Raw genomic sequence first — 16,077 nt, forward strand, 5'->3', positions numbered from 1 at the left:
GGCGGTCCCGGTTCGCCGGGTCCGTCCCACCGCGCGCGCTGGATTAGGGTGGTCTCATGCGCATTGCCCGATTCGTCGTCGACGCCGAACCCCAGTACGGACTCATCGAGGGGGAGCCGGACGCTCCCGCACAGGACCTCGAGGTCGTGGTCCTGCACGGCGATCCGTTCTTCCAGGGGATCCAGCCCACCACCACCCGCCACCGCCTGGCGGACGTGCGGCTCGTGGCACCGATCATCCCGCGGTCCAAGATCGTGGGGGTCGGCCGCAATTGGGCCGATCACGCCTCCGAGCTGGGCAACGAGGTCCCGGACAGCCCGCAGTTCTTCCTCAAGCCCAACACCTCTGTGGTGGGTCCCGGCGAGCCGGTGACCCTGCCGTCCTGGACCGAGCAGGTGTCCTACGAGGCTGAACTGGCCGTGGTCATCGGCACGATCTGCAAGGACGTTCCCGCCGACCGGGTGGATGACGTGGTCTTCGGCTACACGGTGGGCAATGACCTCACGGCGCGGGACGCCCAGAAGGCGGACCTGCAGTGGGCCCGCGCCAAGGGCTTCGACGGCTCGTGCCCGCTGGGTCCCTGGATCGAGACCGGGCTGAAGAGCGCTGACACCGAGGACCTCGGCATCCGGATGGAGCTGGACGGCGCGCTCGTCCAGGACGGCCGCACCGCGGACATGGTCTTCGGCGTGCGGGAGATCGTCTCGGCCGTCTCGCAGGCCTTCACCCTGCTGCCCGGTGACGTCATCCTCACGGGCACGCCGGCCGGCGTCGGACTGGTCGAGGCCGGCCAGCGGACCGAGGCGACGGTCGAGGGGATCGGCACGCTGGCGACCCTGTACCGGCGCTGACCCGAGCGGCTCCCGAAGGGGGAGTTCTGGCGGATGATCCACCGCGAGAAGGACCTCAATTCCTCGGGGCGCTGTTGCTGAGCAACCGGCGGTAAACTTCAGGGCATCATGACTGAATCCCTCCCCGGTACGCCCGTTCCCGCCTCCGCCGATGTCCCCGCCGTCCCCGCTGACGCCCCCGTCCGGGTGCGGTTCTGCCCCTCGCCCACGGGGACCCCGCACGTCGGGCTCATCCGCACCGCCCTGTTCAACTGGGGTTGGGCGCGGCACACCGGCGGGAAGATGGTGTTCCGCATCGAGGACACGGACGCCAGGCGGGACTCCGAGGAGAGCTATCAGCAGCTCCTGGAGGCCATGGCGTGGCTGGGCATCGATTGGGACGAGGGGGTGGAGGCCGGCGGCCCCCACGGCCCATACCGCCAGTCGCAGCGCTCGGAGATCTACCAGGACGTCATCGCCCGGCTGCGGGACGGCGGCTACATCTATGAGGCGTTCTCCACCGCCGAGGAGGTCGAGGCCCGCCACCGGGCCGCCGGCCGTGATCCGAAGCTCGGCTACGACAACTTCGACCGCGCCCTCACCGAGGAGCAGAAGTCAGCCTTCCGCGCCGAAGGCCGGGAGCCGGTGCTGCGCCTGCGCATGCCGGACACGGACCTCACGTTCACGGACACCGTGCGCGGGGAGATCACCTTCAGGGCCGGCTCGGTCCCGGACTTCGTGGTGGTCCGCGCGGATGGCAATCCGCTGTACACGCTGGTCAACCCCGTGGACGACGCCCTCATGGAGATCACCCACGTGCTGCGTGGCGAGGACCTGCTCTCCTCCACCCCACGGCAGATCGCCCTCTACCGCGCGCTCCACGCGGTCGGCGTGGCCCGGTACATGCCGGAGTTCGGCCACCTGCCCTACGTGATGGGGGAGGGCAACAAGAAGCTCTCCAAGCGGGATCCCCAGTCCAACCTGTTCCTGCACCGCGAGAACGGGTTCATCCCGGAGGGACTGATCAACTACCTCGCCCTCCTGGGCTGGTCGCTGTCCGCGGACGAGGACATCTTCACCCGTGAGCAGTTCATCGAGGCCTTCGACATCCACCACGTGCTGGCCAATCCGGCCCGCTTCGACGTGAAGAAGGCCACGGCCATCAACGGCACGCACATCCGGCTGCTGGACGGTGCCGACTTCCGCGACCGTCTGGTGCCCTACCTCCGTGCCGCGGGCCTCGTGGGGGAGGAGCTCACCGAGCGCGAGGGGCGGATCCTGGACGCGGCGGCGCCGCTCGTCCAGGAGCGCGTCGCCCTGCTGGGGGAGGCCGTGGACATGCTGGCCTTCCTCTTCCAGGAGGACGGCCAGATCACGACGGCGGATGGGGCCCTCAAGGGGATGCCCGCCGACCTGCAGGGTGCGGTGGCCGCGGCCCGTGAGGCACTCGCCTCGCTGGACGCGTCCTCCTGGACCGTGGACGGCATCGAGGCGGCACTGCGTGCCGCGCTGATCGACGGATTGGGCCTCAAGCCGCGCCAGGCCTTCGGGCCCGTCCGGACGGCCGTCTCCGGCAAGAAGGTCTCGCCACCGCTGTTCGAGTCCCTTGAGATCCTCGGCCGGGAATCGGCCCTGGCACGGTTGGACCGATTCGCGGCAGAACAGGCCGTTCAGCAGGACGGCGGGGCCTGATGTGGGGGCGTTCGGCTCCGTTTTGTCTTCGGGGCCGAACGCCGGTATAGTAAACACCCGTGCCGGAGAGAGTCCGGCACGCATGGCTCAGGGAATTCGGGTGACCGGAAGAACTCCTTGACAGCCATTGGGGTATGGTGTAATCGGCAACACAACGGTTTCTGGTACCGTCATTCTAGGTTCGAGTCCTGGTACCCCAGCGGTTTCACCGAAGATGATGAGCAGTGATGAACATCGATTTGGTGGAAGCCCCCAGAGTGTGAAACACTTCTGGGGTTGCCCAAACGGATCCGCCACTGGCGGGACGGATGGGCAACGGTGACGGCCCCATCGTATAGCGGCCTAGTACGCCGCCCTCTCACGGCGGTAACGCGGGTTCGAATCCCGCTGGGGTCACCACTCAGAAGGCCCGGTCCATCAGGACCGGGCCTTCGTCGTTCCCGGGTGTCCGGCCCCGGAACGCTGCGTCCCAGATGTCATGATGGGGTGCGTGAGCACCTCCGAAGATGACGCCTCGGCGCTGGAACCGCTGACCACCGTCGCGGCTGAGGCCGTGGACCTGCTGGGTCGGCTGCGCCTGAGCCTGACGCACGTCAGCCTGCCGCTGGGGATCGACGGTGCGGCGGAGGCCGAGCGTGCCCGGCGGTCCGCAGTGGATCAGTTGGATGACTACGTCCTGCCGCGGTACCGCAGCCTGGACGCCCCGCTGATGGCCGTCGTCGGGGGTTCCACCGGGGCGGGGAAGTCCACATTGGTCAATGCGCTCGTCCGTCATCCGGTGACGCGTTCCGGGGCCATCCGCCCCACCACCCGCCAGCCCATCCTGCTGCACCACCCGGAGGACGCGGCCTGGTTCTCCACGGACCGGGTGCTGCCCCACCTGTCCCGCACCACCGGCATCCTCGCGGAACCGGACCCAGAGGCCATGGGAACACTGGTGATGGTGCCGGAGCCGGCCCTGCCCTCCGGGTTGGCGCTGCTGGATGCCCCGGACATCGACTCCATCGCGGACGAGAACCGCCGGCTCGCCGGGCAACTGCTCTCCGCCGCCGATCTGTGGATCTTCGTCACCACGGCCAATCGCTACGCGGACGCCGTGCCCTGGGAGCTGCTGCTGGACGCCGCTGCCCGGGACATCACCGTGGCGGTCGTGCTGGACCGGGTCCCCGAGGGCGTCCAGGACGAGGTGGGCGCCGACCTGCGCGGCCTGCTGGCACGGCAGGGCCTGGGCTCGGCCGAGCTGTTCGTGGTCACCGAGTCGGCCCTGGATGCTGACGGCATGCTCCCGGCCGGCGCCGCGGACCCGTTGAGGGACTGGCTGACGTCTATCGCCACCGATGCGGCAGTCCGCTCCGCGGTGGCGCGCCGCACCCTGCACGGCGTGGTCCGTCAGCTGGCGGACATGGTGCAGGGTCTGGCGCAGGCAGAGGAGGACCAGCGCCGGGCCGCCGCACGCCTGAGATCGGATGTGGACTCGGCCTATGAGCGGGCTCTGCAGGAGGTCCTGGACTCAACTCAGGACGGGACCCTCCTGCGTGGCGAGGTCCTCTCCCGGTGGCAGGACTTCGTGGGCACGGGGGAGTTCTTCCGTTCCCTGGAATCCGGGATCGGCCGGTTGAGGGACCGGCTGACCGCCTTCCTGACCGGCAGGCCGGCGCCGCCGGAAGAGGTCGAGACGGCCATCGAGACCGGCCTGCATGCCGTGATCGTGGAGCAGGCGGCTGCGGCCGCGGAGGAGGCCGAACAACGGTGGCGGCAGGACGCCGCCGGGCGGGGACTCGTGCAGAGCCGGGACCTGGCCAGACTGCCGGAGGACTTCTCCGAGGGTGCCGCCGCCCAGATCCGCGGCTGGCAACAGGACCTGATCCACCTGATCCAGCAGGAGGGGGCCGGCAAGCGGACCATGGCGCGGGTCTCCGCCCTCGGCATCAATGGGGTCGCCGTGACCCTGATGATCGTCTCCTTCGCCTCCACCGGAGGTCTACTGGGCATCGAGGTGGGGATCGCGGGAGGCACGGCCGTGGTGGCCCAGAAGCTGCTCGAGTCGATCTTCGGTGAGGACGCCGTCCGCCGGCTGGCCCGCCGCTCCCAGGAGAATCTCGTGACACGGGTCACCGAACTGCTGCAGTCCGAGGCCAGCCGCTTCACGCAGTTGCTGGGCCAGGTGCCGGATGAAGGGGCCTCGGCGCAGCTGGAGGCACTGGTCCCCGAACTGCGTCGACTGGCCGGACGGCGGGAGGGCTGAGCCATGGCGAAGAACGAACAGAGTCCACTGGACCACAAACTGGCGGCCCTGCAGGCGGCCACGAAGCTGGGCGAGGGGCGCGTGGCAGAAGAGGCCCTGGCCTCCGCTGAGCAGGTCGTCCAGCGTGCCGGGCAGCGGCGCCAGCTCTCCGCAGACCACACCGTGGTCGGGTTCTTCGGGGCCACCGGTTCCGGGAAGTCCAGCCTGTTCAACGCCCTCACCGGTCAGGACCTGGCCCGGGCCGCGGCCACCCGGCCCACCACAGCGGAGCCGATGGCGGCGGTCTGGGGGGCAGAGGGCTCCGGTCCGCTGTTGGACTGGCTCGAGGTGGATCAGCGCCACCACCTGCAGGGCCCTCTGGCCGGCGCCGATTCCCAGGACACCTGGGCGAGACTGCTGGGATCGTGGCGTGGCCGGTCCCGGGGCGGCAGCGAGTCCTCCGGTGGACTCATCGTGTTGGACCTGCCGGACGTTGACTCGATCGCCGTGCACCACCGTCAGGTCGCTGCACGGCTGAGCGGCCAGGTGGACGTACTGGTCTGGGTGGTGGACCCGCAGAAGTATGCCGATGCCGTCCTGCATCGGGAGTTCCTGGAGCCGTTGTCCGCCCACCGTGGCGTGACCCTGGTGGTGCTGAACCAGGTGGACCGGCTTTCCGAGGCGGACGTGGCCACGGTACTGGCCTCCCTGCGTCAGATCCTGGCCGCGGACGGACTGGGCCGCGTTCCGGTGCATGCGGCCTCCGCCGAGACCGGTCAGGGAGTCGAGGCGCTGCGTCAGGCTGTCGCTGAGGTGGCGCAGCGGCGGAGCGCCGCGACCGAACGGCTGCTGTCCGACGTCCGCACGGCGGCGCAGGCCCTCGGTGCCGAGGACGCTGGCGGGGTGCCGGCCGGCATCGGGAGGCGGGCCGAGGCCAGGTTGGTGGACGCCTTGTCCGAGGCCTCCGGGGTCAACACCGTGGTGCGGGCCGTGCAACAGTCCTATCGGCTCGAGGCCGGCCGCCGCACCGGCTGGCCCGTGGTCCGGTGGATGGCCCGCGTCCGGCAGGACCCGCTGCGTCGGCTGGGTCTGCGCCGCGGGGACAGCAGGGACCAGGCCCGGGGGGAGTCCCTCGGAACGGACGATCCTCGGGTGCACCGGACCTCGCTGCCGGAGCGCAGCCCCGCCCAGCGGGCCCAGGCCGACGGCGCCATCCGGGCGGTGGCCGTCGGCGCCGGTGAGGGCGCGCCGGAGAACTGGCGTGCCGCCATCCGCCGTGCCGCCCGCAGCCATGAACAGCAGCTCCCGGACGAGTTGGACCAGGCGGTCTCCTCAGCTGAGCTCCGAGCCGGGAACGGGTCCTGGTGGTGGCACGTGATCAATGTCCTGCAGTGGATGGCCCTGCTTGCCGCCGTGGCCGGGCTGGCCTGGCTGGGAGTGCTCGCCCTGGCCGCGTATCTGCAGTTCGACCTGCCACCGGCACCGGACGTGGAGGGGTTCCCGATTCCCACCCTGCTCGTGGCCGGCGGCCTGGCCTTCGGTGTGCTCCTCGCCCTGCTCACGGCGCCACTGGTGCGTCTCGGGGCCAGCCGCCGCGCCCGCCACGCCAGGCGACGGCTGCGCAGTGGGATCGCGGCGGTCGCCCGAGCGCGGATCGTGGAACCCGTGGAGTCCGAGATCGAACGCTACGGGGCCTTCCGGGAGGCGCTGGCAGCCGCCAGCGGACGCCATTGACTGGCCGTGGGATGGTGCCTGACGGCACGATGTCGACCGGCGGCGGTCCCCTGACCGTGGGCGGCCTGGGTGAGGCGGGGATCCTGCGGATCCTGAACCGCCGATTCGCCGCGGTGCCGGCATCTCAGGACTGGCCCGAGGGGACCGTGGGACCCGGGGATGACGCCGCCGTGGTGGCCGCCCCGGATGGTCGTTTCGTCATCACGACGGATGCCATGGCCCAGGACCGGGACTTCAGGATGACCTGGCCGGCGGCGTCCTCGCCGGGAGCCACAGCGGCGACGCGGGCGGGCGGCAGCTTCGCCGGGGGGTACGCCACCGGATGGAAGGCGGCGGCCCAGAATCTCTCTGACATCAATGCGATGGGCGCCGAACCGTCGGGGCTCCTGCTGGCGTTGACCATGCCCTCCTCCACCTCCCTGGCGTGGATCGAGGGACTCGCGGCCGGTCTCGCCGCTGCCGTGATCCACCTCGGGGCGTCCCGCTGCCGCGTGGTGGGTGGAGACCTCGGCTCCGATGACCGCATCACCCTGGCGGTCACCGCCACGGGAGACCTCCAGGGACGCGCCCCGAGCCGGCGTACCCTCAGCGTGGGCCGCCAGGATCTGCCGGAGGGCAGCGACCCGGGCCTCGACCTGATCCTCAGTGGGCAGGCCGGCTGGGCCGCTGCGGGACTGGATGTGCTGGACACCGGCCGGGACGAGCTGCTGAGACGGCTCGAGGCTGCCGAGGAGGCGGGGCTGCCCGGGGTCCGCCGGGCCGCCGCCCTGGCCGCCAGTGCACAACTGCGCCCGCGGCCTCCGCTGGGGGCCGGCCAGCGGGCCGCCGAGTCCGGGGCTCTGGCCATGATGGATGTCTCCGACGGTCTGCTCAAGGACACGGGGCGGCTCGCCGCAGCCAATCGACTGCACGCAGAGCTCGACCCGGAGTGGGTCCAGGCGGAGGCCCGGGCCCTGAGGCCCCTGGCCCAGGCACTGGACCGGGACGCGGAGCACTGGGTGCGTGCCGGCGGCGAGGACTACGGTCTCCTGGCGGTGCTGCCGGCCGGTGGATCCGCCGGTTCGCGGCTGCCCGCGGGGTTCCGGAGGATCGGGCGGTTGGTGTCCCGGGCGGCGGCGGAGACGGCGGGAGGTGAGGAGCAGAGCGGCGCCGAGACCAACGGCGGCCCTGACGGCTGGGACCATTTCTCCGCGCCGTTCAGATCACGGCCGCAGATCAGGTAGGGACACGCCGGACGAATCGACGGCTGGCGCTGTCATGATCCTTCGGTGGCGGATTGGGCTGGGCTGAAGCGGTGTCCGAGGGCGGCATGGGTGAATCCGGCGTCCTGCCAGGGCCGGGGGGCGAGGACATTGCGGCCGTCGATGAGGAGCTTCTGATCGACCAGCCGGCCCACGTACTCCGGGTCCATCTGGCGGAACTCGTCCCATTCGGTGAGCAGGATGATCAGGTCCGCGCCCACCAGGGCCTTCTCCAGGGAGTCCACGTAGCCCAGGCGCGGAAAGCGCCGGGCGGCGTTGGCATTGCCCTGCGGATCATAGACGGCGACGTCGGCCCCGGCTGTGAAGAGCCGGTTGGCCACATCCAGGGCGGGAGAGTCCCGCACATCGTCCGAGTGTGGTTTGAACGTCACCCCCAACAGAGCGACCTTGGTGCCGTTGAGGACCTCGACGGTGGCGGGAGAGGGCACCGGGCTGGCGGTGTCACCGGCGGAGCGTGCGATCCCGTCGCGGTGGTGGGAGAGGACCTGGACGGCGAGGTCGACCACGCGGTCCCGCCGACGCAGGTTGATGTCGTCCATCTCGGCCAGGAAGCGCATGGTGCGGTCCAGGCCGAGCTCGGAGACCCGGGCCTGCAGGGCGCGGATGTCCTTGGGCAGGCAACCGCCGCCGAAACCCGCCCCGGCGTTGAGGAACCTCCGGCCGATCCGCGGGTCGTGGCCGATGGCGTCGGCCAGGGTGCCGATGTCCCCGCCGACGGTCTCGGTGATCTCACTGAAGGCGTTGATGAAGCTGATCTTGGTGGCCAGGAAGGCGTTGGCGGCGACCTTGACCAGTTCCGCGGTGGCGAAGTCCGTGGCGATCCACGGGGTGCCCTCTGTCAGGGACTTGGCGTACACCTGCCGCAGCAGGGCCTCCGCGTGGGCTGATTCGACGCCCACCACGAGCCGGTCGGGGGTCAGGGTGTCCTTGACCGCGTAGCCCTCGCGGAGGAACTCGGGGTTCCACGCCAACTCGACCGTACCGTCCAGCCCGGCGGTGGCGCGGGTCTCGGCGAGAAGGTCCCTCAGGCGTGCGGCGGTACCGACCGGGACGGTGGACTTGCCGACGATCAGGGCGTCCTGGGTGATGTGTTCGGCAAGGGAGGTCACGGCGGCGTCCACGAAGCGCAGATCCGCCGCTGTCTCGCCGGGCTTCTGCGGGGTGCCGACGCCGATGAAGTGCACATCCGCCCACGCCCCGACCTCCTCATAGGAGGTGGTGAACCGCAATCGGCCGGACTGCACGTGCTTGAGCAGCAACTCCGGAAGCCCGGGCTCGTGGAAGGGCAGCTCACCGCGGGTCAGGGCCTCGATCTTGGCCGGATCGATGTCCAGGCCCAGCACCTCGAAACCCAGTTCCGCCATGCACGCCGCATGCGTGGCCCCCAGATACCCCGTCCCGATCACCGAGACCCTCGGTCTCTCCGGTCCGCCACCGATGGGTGTTCCGGGGTGCTCAGCAGGCAGTGGTGTGAAGACGGTCATGGTGGGCATCGTTGCCGTCTGTGGTCACCGGTGTCTGAGCACGGGGAGAACGGTGGGACAACGGCATGGGAATTCCACGGGCGCACCGTGTCGGGGAGTTGGCCGCCACCACCGCCGACCGGGCAGCAGGCCTTATGATGACGAGGTCCTTCTGAGCCCCATCCTGGAGATCCGTGACCGCGACCCTGAACACCAAGACAACGGACCCCAAACCGCTGGCTGGCCATCCCCGGGCCGGGAGCTCCTTCCGTCCGGACATCCAGGGCCTGCGGGCCTTTGCCGTGGTGGCCGTGCTCCTGGACCACCTCTTGGGCTGGCCCTCCGGTGGATTCGTGGGCGTGGACATCTTCTTCGTGATCTCCGGTTTCCTCATCACCGGGCTGCTGCTGCGGGAGCACGAGCGAACAGGCAGGATCTCCTTCCGCACGTTCTACGAGCGCAGGGTCAAGCGCATCCTGCCGGCGTCCCTGCTGGCCCTGGTGGCGACCTGTGCCGCCTCTCTCATGCTGTTGCCGGGCAGCCGCTCGACCGGAGCCCTGGTGGACGGGATCTGGTCCATCTTCTTCGCCGGCAACTGGCGGTTCGCCCTCACGGGGACGGACTACTTCCAGGAGGGGACGCTGCCCTCGCCCCTGAGGCACTACTGGTCCCTCGGGGTGGAGGAGCAGTTCTACATGGTCTGGCCCTGGCTCATGGTGGCCGTGGTGACCGCGGCTGCCTGGTGGGCACGACGGCGGGCCGCCGCGGGCAGGGCACCCAGCCGGCAGCCGGGGGCACGCCACGTCCTGGGCCTGACGATGGGGGTCATCATCCTGGTCTCGTTCGGCTGGTCGCTCGTCCAGACCGGTTCGAACCCGACCGTGGCCTATTTCTCCACCTTCACCCGCGCCTGGGAGCTCGGCCTGGGCGCACTGCTGGCCGTGGCGGCCCCGCTGTTGGAACGCCTGCCGGCGGGACTGCGTCCCGTCCTGGCCTGGCTCGGGTTGACCGGCATGGTGGCCTCCATCCTGGTGGTCCCGGAGACGGGTGGGTTCCCGGCTCCGTGGGCCCTGGCCCCCGTGCTGTCCGTGGGCCTGGTCATCGCCGCGGGGAGCGGGCATCCGGCTCGGGGCCTGTGGCCCCTGACCAACCGGGGGAGCCGCTATCTGGGGGACATCTCCTTCTCCCTGTATCTCTGGCACTGGCCGGTCGTCGTCCTGTTGCCGTCGGTGGTCGCCGTCGAGGGGATCCGGTACTACGCGCTGGCCCTCGTGCTGGCCCTGGGGCTGTCGATCGCGAGCTACCACCTGGTGGAGAACCCCTTGCGCAAGGCCACCTGGGTCCGTCCCCGGGGTCAGACGGGAGCCGGACGGTCCCAGCTGCGGCGCGCCGCCGTCGTCGCCTCCTGGTGGACGGTGGCCACCGGCGTGGTGGTGATGTTGGTCCTGGCGGGTTCCCTGGCCGCCCTCGCCCATCGGGGCACTGTCCAGGCAGAAGCCGAGGCCCAAGCCCAAGCCCAGTCCGGTGATGTACCGGTCCCCGCAGCCGATCCCCTCGGATCCGGGCCCCCACCGGAAGCCTGCTTCGGGGCGGCCGCCGTGGCCACCGGAGAGGCCTGTGAGGGGATACTCGAGGACACTGTCTCACCGTCCATCGACACCTTCGCGGAGGACGCCGACGGCCAGTTCAAATGCTGGCGTTCCAATGGTGAACCGGCCTACCCGGAGTGTCACCTCGGGAATCCGGACGGGGAACTCCGGGTGGCGCTGCTGGGGGACAGCCATGCGGCCTCGCTGCTTCCGGCGGTGGAGGCCGTCGCGGAGGAGCGGGACTGGGCACTCGACGTCTACACCGGGTACTCCTGTCATTGGTACACCCGTGACGAGGGGGAGAACTGTTCCGGACCGCTGCAGGACGCCAACGAGGCCATGCTCACGGGGGATCCCTATGACGCGGTCCTGGTGACGTCTTCCCGGTACGACCGCGTCCGCCCCGTGCCCGACCGTATTGACCGCTACGTGGATGCCTGGACGCCGGTGGCCGAGCGAGGGACGCAGATCATCGTGATCGAGGATCTCCCCGCCTCCACGGAGGAGTCCCTCCAGTGCCTGACGCGATTCGACTTCTCCGCCGCGGACAACGACTGCGGCATGGACCGGGCAGAGGCCTACAGTCAGCCGGATGTGCTGCCCGAGGCGGCGTCCCGAGTGCCGGGGGCAGAGGTGGTGGACCTGGGCGAGTACTTCTGCTCGGAGTCCTTCTGCCCGTCCGTGATCGGGCATGCCGTGGTGTATCGGGATGCGGCAGCCCACATGTCCGCAACCTATGCGCGGACCCTGACCCCGATGCTCGGGGAGAGGGTGGACGAGATCCTGAACGACTGAGGCTCGGCCCCGGCACGGCTCCCGGCTTGGTCTCTGGCGGCTCAGCGCGCGGGGGAGGAGACCCCCGTGGCCCGGATGAGCTCGGTGAGGTGATGGGCGTGGCGCATCACGGTCTCCGCATGGACGCGACCGGGTTGGCGTGTCAGCCGCTCGATCGGTCCGGAGATGGACATGGCCGCGATCACCCGTCCGCTGGGACCGCGGACCGGGGCGGAGACCGAGGCCACACCGGGCTCGCGTTCCCCGAGGGACTGCGCCCAGCCCCGGCGGCGGACGGCTGCCAGGACCGTGGGAGTGAACACCGATCCGTTCAAGCCCTCCACGAGCCGCTCGTTGTCCTCCCAGGCCAGCAGGACCTGGGCGGCGGAACCGGCCTTCATGGACAGGCGAGTCCCCACGGGGATCGTGTCCCTCAGCCCCACGGGCCGCTCGGCGCTGGCCACGCAGACCCGGGCGTCGGCCTGGCGGCGGAAGAGTTGGGAGCTCTCCCCGGTGGAGTCGCGCAGCCGGGACAGGACGGGGCCGGCCGCCGAGGTCATCCGGTCCTCCCCGGCGGCGGCGGACAGTTCCGAGAGCCGGGTCCCCAGGATGTAGCGCCCCTGCAGGTCCCGGGCCACCAACCGATGGTGCACGAGGGCGGAGGCCAGCCGGTGGAGGGTGGGCCGGGCGATGCCGGTGGCCGAGACCAACTGGGCGAGGGAAGTGGGCCCGGCCTCGAGTGCGTCCAGGATGGCGGCGGTCTTGTCCACCACCCCGACCCCGCTGGGGGTCCGGAGCTCGGGCTGTCCGTCGTTCGGGGGAGTGTCCATACTCTGATACTAGCGTCTCAGTATGCGAGACAACCTCGTCCCTGATAGCCACGCGCGATCCGGCGGTGCCAGAGTAAGGGTGTCACTGGCGGAAGGACACGAGATGGCAGACAGCGCAGCCGAGAACACGGCCGAGACCACCATAGGGACGACGGCGGCAGGGGCGGTACCGCTGACCCTGGCGGAGAAGGTCTGGCGGGACCATGTGGTGGTCCCCGGAGAGGGGCTGGGCGAGGCCCAGACACCGGACCTGCTCTACATCGACCTGCACATCATGCACGAGGTCACCAGCCCGCAGGCCTTCGAGGGTCTGCGCCTGGCGGGCCGGCCCGTCCGCCGTCCGGACCTGACGATCGCCACCGAGGACCACAACACCCCCACGCTGGAGATCGACCGGCCGATCGCCGACCCGGTCTCCGCCAAGCAGATCCAGACCCTGCGGGACAATGCCGCCGAGTTCGGGATCCGGCTGCACTCCCTGGGGGATGCCGAGCAGGGGATCGTGCACGTGGTCGGCCCTCAGCTCGGCCTGACGCAGCCGGGCATGACCGTGGTCTGCGGCGACTCGCACACCTCCACCCACGGGGCCTTCGGTGCCTTGGCCTTCGGCATCGGAACCTCCGAGGTCGAGCACGTCCTGGCCACCCAGACGCTTCCGCTGAAGCCGTTCAAGACCATGGCCATCAACGTGGAGGGCACCCTGCGGGACGGCGTGACGGCCAAGGACATCATCCTCGCCGTGATCGCGAAGATCGGTACGGGCGGCGGTCAGGGCTACGTCCTCGAATACCGCGGCTCCGCCATCCGTGCGCTGTCCATGGAGGCGCGCATGACGATCTGCAACATGTCGATCGAGGCCGGTGCCCGAGCGGGCATGGTGGCACCGGACGAGACGACCTTCGAGTTCATCAGGGGCCGGGCCCATGCGCCGGAGGGCGATGACTGGGAGGCCGCCGTCGACTACTGGTCCTCCCTGCCCACCGACGAGGACGCCGAGTTCGACGCCGAGGTCTTCCTCGACGCCGACTCGCTCGAGCCCTTCGTCACCTGGGGCACCAATCCCGGCCAGGGCATCTCCCTCAGCGACGCGGTCCCGGACCCGGAGCATTTCGATGACCCGAACGCCCGGGCCGCGGCCGAAAGGGCCCTGGAGTACATGGACCTGGCCGCCGGCACGCCGATGAAGGACATCCGCGTGGACACCGTCTTCCTGGGCTCCTGCACCAACTCCCGCCTGGAGGACCTCCGCGCGGCCGCGGAGATCATCAGGGGACGGTCCAAGGACGAGGACGTCCGGATGATCGTGGTCCCCGGCTCGGCCAGGGTCCGGTTGGAGGCCGAGGCCGAGGGCCTGGACCGGGTGTTCACCGATTTCGGCGCCGAATGGCGCTTCGCCGGTTGCTCCATGTGCCTCGGCATGAACCCGGACCAGCTGGCCCCGGGGGAGCGGTGCGCCTCCACCTCCAACCGCAACTTCGAAGGACGCCAGGGCAAGGGCGGGCGCACCCACCTGGTCTCGCCGGTGGTCGCCGCCGCCACTGCCATCCGGGGCACACTGTCCTCGCCGTCCGACCTGACGGCCCACGAATCCGAACTGCAGGAGGCCTGAGCATGGAACCCGTGACCCACCACACCGGAATCGGTGTCCCGCTGCGGCAGTCCAATGTGGACACCGATCAGATCATCCCGGCCGTCTACCTCAAGCGGGTCACCCGCACCGGTTTCGAGGACGCCCTGTTCGCCGGCTGGCGCAAGGACCCGGAGTTCATCCTGAACCGAGAGCCCTACGCCCACGGGACCGTTCTGGTGGCCGGCCCCGACTTCGGCACCGGGTCCTCCCGCGAGCACGCCGTCTGGGCCCTGAAGGACTACGGCTTCAGGGTGGTCCTCTCCGCCCGTTTCGCGGACATCTTCCGGGGCAACTCCGGCAAGCAGGGGCTCGTGGCCGCCGAGGTGGACCAACAGGACATCGAGTTGATCTGGAAGGAGATCGAGAACCACCCGGGCACCGAGGTGTCCGTGGATCTCGAGGCCCGGACCGTGACCTGCGGCTCGGTCAGCACCTCGTTCCAGCTGGACGACTACACGCGCTGGCGCCTGATGGAGGGGCTGGATGACATCGGGCTCACCCTGCGCAGCGAGCAGGAGATCGTCGATTTCGAGGCGCGGCGGCCGGCGCTCAAGCCCGCCACGCTGCCCGCCCGGACCGGCTGATCCCCAACGGGTCCGTCTCGGCACCGTATGCTGGTGTGCGGATCCGCGCCGCCCGGGCTGTGCTCCCCAGCGGATCCACACACCAGCGACGGCCCGACCCGGCGGGCCACGGAGGAATGCCACTGCCTATGGGAAATCTGCTGACGATCAACGGCGGCAAGCCGCTCGAGGGACGGGTGACCGTCCGCGGTGCCAAGAACCTGGTACCGAAGGCCATGGTGGCCTCGCTGCTGGGCAGCAAACCGTCGGTGCTGCGCAACGTCCCGGAGATCCGGGACGTCGACATCGTCACCGGGCTGCTGTCCGTCCACGGGGTCAAGGTCTCCAAGGACCCGGTGACCGGTGACCTCTCCCTGGACCCCGCAGCCACGAAGTCCGCCACGAGCTCGGAGATCGACGCCCACGCCGGCGACTCCCGTATCCCGATCCTGTTCTGCGGTCCGCTGATGCACTCGATCGGCGAGGCCTTCATCCCCGATCTGGGCGGCTGCAAGATCGGCGACCGCCCGATCGACTTCCACCTCACCGTGCTGCGCAACTTCGGGGCCGTGGTGGAGAAGCGCCCCGGCGGCATCCACATCTCGGCGCCCAAGGGGCTCACCGGGGCCAAGCTGGAGCTGCCCTACCCCTCCGTGGGTGCCACGGAGCAGGTGCTGCTGACGGCTGTGAAGGCCGAGGGCATCACTGAACTCAAGGGTGCCGCAGTGGAGCCGGAGATCCATGACCTGATCCACATCCTCCAGAAGATGGGCGCCATCATCACGGTCCAGACGGACCGGACCATCCGGATCGAGGGTGTGAACGAGCTCTCCGGTTTCAACCACCGCGCCATCCCGGACCGCAACGAGTCAGCCTCCTGGGCCTCGGCGGCACTCGTCACCCAGGGTGACATCTACGTGGAGGGCGCCATGCAGCGCGACCTCACCGCCTTCCTGAACACCTACCGCAAGATCGGCGGCGAGTTCGAGGTGGACGACGACGGCATCCGCTTCTGGCACGGTGGGGGGAACCTCAAGCCCCTAGTGCTGGAGACCAACGTCCACCCGGGGTTCATGACGGACTGGCAGCAGCCGCTCGTGGTGGCCCTGACCCAGGCAGTGGGGGTCTCGATCGTGCACGAGACGGTCTACGAGAACCGCTTCGGATTCACCGACGCCCTCGTCCGGATGGGTGCCTCCATCCAGCTGCACCGCGAGTGCCTGGGCTCCGTGCCGTGCCGGTTCGGTCAGCGCAACTTCCTGCACTCCGCCGTGATCTCCGGCCCGACCGAGCTGCGTGGAGCGGACTTCGACATCCCAGACCTGCGCGGCGGGTTCTCCCACCTCATCGCCGCCCTGGCGGCCCGGGGGACCTCACGCGCCACGGGCATCGAGATCATCAACCGCGGCTACGAGAAGTTCATGGACAAGCTCACCGGCCTCGGCGCGGATGTCGAGCTGTCCGCCATCAGCCGGTAGGGGAGTCC

11 protein-coding genes and 2 tRNA genes are annotated in these 16,077 nt (G+C 70.0%); 11 read left to right on the forward strand and 2 right to left on the reverse strand.

All coding sequences use genetic code 11. The features are described from left to right. Positions 1 to 56 precede the first annotated feature (56 nt). The 7 genes from IMT31_RS14685 to IMT31_RS14715 all read left to right on the forward strand — a co-directional run bounded on the left by IMT31_RS14685 (position 57) and on the right by IMT31_RS14715 (position 7,703). Positions 57 to 851 (forward strand): fumarylacetoacetate hydrolase family protein, encoded by a 795-nt coding sequence (locus tag IMT31_RS14685; protein ID WP_413543238.1) that lies wholly within the window; start codon positions 57 to 59, stop codon positions 849 to 851. A 108-nt stretch (positions 852 to 959) separates the two neighbouring features. Next, positions 960 to 2,522 carry a glutamate--tRNA ligase gene (gene gltX, locus IMT31_RS14690; protein WP_413543239.1) on the forward strand — a complete coding sequence of 521 codons (1,563 nt, stop codon included), beginning with the start codon at positions 960 to 962 and terminating at the stop codon, positions 2,520 to 2,522. A 128-nt stretch (positions 2,523 to 2,650) separates the two neighbouring features. Continuing rightward, positions 2,651 to 2,722: transfer RNA gene (locus IMT31_RS14695), tRNA-Gln, on the forward strand. 123 nt (positions 2,723 to 2,845) lie between these two features. Then, positions 2,846 to 2,921 (forward strand) — tRNA-Glu (locus tag IMT31_RS14700). 82 nt (positions 2,922 to 3,003) lie between these two features. Then, positions 3,004 to 4,767 (forward strand): dynamin family protein, encoded by a 1,764-nt coding sequence (locus IMT31_RS14705; RefSeq protein WP_413544439.1) that lies wholly within the window; start codon positions 3,004 to 3,006, stop codon positions 4,765 to 4,767. A gap of 3 nt (positions 4,768 to 4,770) precedes the next feature. Continuing rightward, positions 4,771 to 6,480, forward strand: a complete 1,710-nt coding sequence (locus IMT31_RS14710) for a GTPase (protein ID WP_413543240.1) — start codon at positions 4,771 to 4,773, stop codon at positions 6,478 to 6,480. A gap of 14 nt (positions 6,481 to 6,494) precedes the next feature. Then, positions 6,495 to 7,703, forward strand: a complete 1,209-nt coding sequence (locus IMT31_RS14715; RefSeq protein WP_413543241.1) for a thiamine-phosphate kinase — start codon at positions 6,495 to 6,497, stop codon at positions 7,701 to 7,703. Between the two features lie 32 nt (positions 7,704 to 7,735). Here IMT31_RS14715 and IMT31_RS14720 read toward each other — a convergent pair whose 3' ends face one another. After that, a complete protein-coding gene (locus IMT31_RS14720) occupies positions 7,736 to 9,106 on the reverse strand; it encodes a UDP-glucose dehydrogenase family protein (RefSeq protein WP_413544440.1) in 1,371 nt (456 codons plus the stop codon). Between the two features lie 293 nt (positions 9,107 to 9,399). On the opposite strand from IMT31_RS14720, the gene IMT31_RS14725 reads away from it, so the two are divergent. Then, positions 9,400 to 11,589 (forward strand): acyltransferase family protein, encoded by a 2,190-nt coding sequence (locus IMT31_RS14725; protein ID WP_413543242.1) that lies wholly within the window; start codon positions 9,400 to 9,402, stop codon positions 11,587 to 11,589. Between the two features lie 41 nt (positions 11,590 to 11,630). On the opposite strand, the gene IMT31_RS14730 is transcribed toward IMT31_RS14725, so the two are convergent. Beyond that, entirely contained in the window at positions 11,631 to 12,398 is a 768-nt protein-coding gene (locus tag IMT31_RS14730; RefSeq protein ID WP_345359122.1) for an IclR family transcriptional regulator, read from the reverse strand. Positions 12,399 to 12,501: 103 nt separating this feature from the next. Here IMT31_RS14730 and leuC point away from each other — a divergent pair, with 103 nt between their 5' ends. From leuC to murA, 3 genes are all read left to right on the forward strand, one after another. Beyond that, positions 12,502 to 14,007 carry a 3-isopropylmalate dehydratase large subunit gene (gene leuC, locus IMT31_RS14735; RefSeq protein WP_413543243.1) on the forward strand — a complete coding sequence of 502 codons (1,506 nt, stop codon included), beginning with the start codon at positions 12,502 to 12,504 and terminating at the stop codon, positions 14,005 to 14,007. 2 nt (positions 14,008 to 14,009) lie between these two features. Continuing rightward, positions 14,010 to 14,612, forward strand: a complete 603-nt coding sequence (gene leuD, locus IMT31_RS14740; protein ID WP_345359127.1) for a 3-isopropylmalate dehydratase small subunit — start codon at positions 14,010 to 14,012, stop codon at positions 14,610 to 14,612. Between the two features lie 128 nt (positions 14,613 to 14,740). Beyond that, positions 14,741 to 16,069, forward strand: a complete 1,329-nt coding sequence (gene murA / locus IMT31_RS14745; RefSeq protein ID WP_345359129.1) for a UDP-N-acetylglucosamine 1-carboxyvinyltransferase — start codon at positions 14,741 to 14,743, stop codon at positions 16,067 to 16,069. Positions 16,070 to 16,077: the final 8 nt, after the last annotated feature.

The sequence above is a fragment of the Citricoccus nitrophenolicus genome, from assembly GCF_047305825.1.
GTDB classification, from domain to species: domain Bacteria; phylum Actinomycetota; class Actinomycetes; order Actinomycetales; family Micrococcaceae; genus Citricoccus; species Citricoccus nitrophenolicus.

Coding starts and splice junctions, on each gene's coding strand:
- IMT31_RS14720 (WP_413544440.1), bottom strand. CDS start 9,106: ATGGCGGAACTGGGTTTCGAGGTGCTGGGCCTGGACATCGATCCGGCC.
- leuC (WP_413543243.1), top strand. CDS start 12,502: ATGGCAGACAGCGCAGCCGAGAACACGGCCGAGACCACCATAGGGACG.
- IMT31_RS14685 (WP_413543238.1), top strand. CDS start 57: ATGCGCATTGCCCGATTCGTCGTCGACGCCGAACCCCAGTACGGACTC.
- murA (WP_345359129.1), top strand. CDS start 14,741: ATGGGAAATCTGCTGACGATCAACGGCGGCAAGCCGCTCGAGGGACGG.
- leuD (WP_345359127.1), top strand. CDS start 14,010: ATGGAACCCGTGACCCACCACACCGGAATCGGTGTCCCGCTGCGGCAG.
- gltX (WP_413543239.1), top strand. CDS start 960: ATGACTGAATCCCTCCCCGGTACGCCCGTTCCCGCCTCCGCCGATGTC.
- IMT31_RS14710 (WP_413543240.1), top strand. CDS start 4,771: ATGGCGAAGAACGAACAGAGTCCACTGGACCACAAACTGGCGGCCCTG.
- IMT31_RS14730 (WP_345359122.1), bottom strand. CDS start 12,398: ATGGACACTCCCCCGAACGACGGACAGCCCGAGCTCCGGACCCCCAGC.
- IMT31_RS14705 (WP_413544439.1), top strand. CDS start 3,004: ATGGGGTGCGTGAGCACCTCCGAAGATGACGCCTCGGCGCTGGAACCG.